Annotated in this window: 2 protein-coding genes; both read right to left on the reverse strand. The window is 71.5% G+C overall.

Annotation, left to right across the window (positions count from 1 at the left end; all coding sequences use genetic code 11):
• Positions 1-63 precede the first annotated feature (63 nt).
• Positions 64-813, reverse strand: a complete 750-nt coding sequence (locus tag AOK22_RS31270) for a response regulator transcription factor (RefSeq protein WP_055702090.1) — start codon at positions 811-813, stop codon at positions 64-66.
• Between the two features lie 120 nt (positions 814-933).
• Positions 934-1,767: an amidohydrolase family protein gene (locus AOK22_RS31275; protein WP_063795375.1), complete on the reverse strand. Its 834-nt coding sequence runs from the start codon at positions 1,765-1,767 to the stop codon at positions 934-936.
• Positions 1,768-1,845 lie beyond the last annotated feature (78 nt).

Raw genomic sequence — 1,845 nt, forward strand, 5'->3', positions numbered from 1 at the left:
TCATGGATCTCACGGGTCTCATAGATCTCACCGAGCTCACGGGGCTCATGGATCTCACGGGTCTCACGACGGCACGGGAACGGCCGACTTGATCAGGTATCCCGCCCCGCGCCGCGTGTGGATCATCGGCTCCCGCCCCGCGTCGATCTTCCGGCGCAGATACGAGATGTAGAGCTCGACGACGTTGGCCTGGCCCCCGAAGTCGTAGTTCCACACCCGGTCGAGGATCTGCGCCTTGCTGAGCACGCGCCGCGGATTGCGCATGAGGTAGCGCAGCAGCTCGAACTCGGTGGCGGTCAGATGGATGGAGTCCCCGCCTCGCGTCACCTCGTGGCTGTCCTCGTCGAGCGTCAGGTCGCCGACCACCAGGGTCGACTCGCTGCGCTTGTCGGCGGCGCCCGCCCGGCGGATGAGCCCGCGCAGCCGCGCCACCACTTCCTCCAGGCTGAAGGGCTTGGTGACGTAGTCGTCCCCGCCCGCGGTGAGCCCGGCGATGCGGTCCTCCACCGCGTCCTTCGCGGTCAGGAAGAGCACGGGCACGTCCGGCATCTCGCGGCGCAGCCTGCCGAGCAGGGAGAGCCCGTCCATGTCGGGCAGCATCATGTCGAGCACCACGGCGTCGGGCCGGAACGCGCGCGCGGCCCGCACCGCGCCCGCGCCGTCCTCGGCGCTGCGGATCTGCCAGCCCTCGTAGCGCAGGGCCATGGACAACAGCTCGGTGAGCGACACCTCGTCGTCCACGACGAGCACGCGGACGGGGCTCCCGTCCGGCCTGAGCAGTTCGGTACGCGCCTGGGGCGTGGTCGTGGTCATACGCACACCCTGGGCAGCGCCCGTGAGAGCACCCTTGCGCCAACCTGTGAATTCCCTGAGAAAGCGCCGCGGAGTTCTCTGGGGAGGCGCCGCCCAGTTCCTCGCGGAGGCGCCGCCCGCTCACCCCGCCCCGAACAGCCGGGCGGCGTTCCCGTGCAGCACCCCCCGCAGCCACGCGTCCCCGAGCCCGAGCCGCTCCAGGGCGTCGAGCTGATGGACGTACGCGTACGGAATGTTGGGGAAGTCGCTGCCCAGCAGCACCCGGTCCCCCAGGTCGGCGAGCCTGCCGAGCTCGCTCCTCGGGAACGGCATGAGGCCCTCGCTGAAGTCGGTGAACGCCATGGTGGTGTCCAGCCGCACCTCCCCGTACCGCTCCGCGAGCGCGAAGAACTCCGCGTACTCGGGCATCCCCATGTGCGCCACCACGATCCGCAGCCGCGGATGGCGCGCGAGGAGCCGGGCCATGGGCTCGGGCCCGGTGTGCTTGCCGGGCTCCGGCCCGGACCCGCAGTGCGTCACGACCGGCACGCCCGCCTCGGCGAGCAGCCCCCAGACCCCGTCCAGGAGCGGGTCGTTGGGGTCGTACGCCCCCACCTGGAGGTGCGCCTTGAAGACCCGGGCCCCGGCCTCCACGGCCTCCCGCACATACGTCTCGGCGCCCGGCTCCGGATAGAAGGTCGCGGTGTGCAGACACCCGGGCGTGCGCCGCGCGAACTCCGCCGACCAGCCGTTGAGCCACCCCGCCATCCCCGCCTTGTGCGGATAGAGCATCGAGGTGAAGGCCCGCACCCCGAACTCCCCGAGCAGCGCGACCCGCCGCTCCTCCTCGTGCCGGTAGGTGATGGGCCACCGCACCCCGCCGCCGTTCTCCCCGAACGCGTCGAAGTACGCCCAGACCTTCCGCAGCACGCGCTCCGGCATGAAGTGCGTGTGTACGTCGATGAGTCCGGGCAGACCGAGGCGCTCCCAGTGGCGGCGTACGGCCGCGGTGCCGGCGTCGTACGCGGCGGTGCCGGCGTCGTACGCGGCGGT

The sequence above is a fragment of the Streptomyces silaceus genome, assembly GCF_001419745.1.
GTDB lineage: Bacteria > Actinomycetota > Actinomycetes > Streptomycetales > Streptomycetaceae > Streptomyces > Streptomyces silaceus.

Excerpts from the sequence above, each read along its gene's own strand:
- AOK22_RS31270 (WP_055702090.1), bottom strand. The coding sequence starts at position 813 with ATGACCACGACCACGCCCCAGGCGCGTACCGAACTGCTCAGGCCGGAC.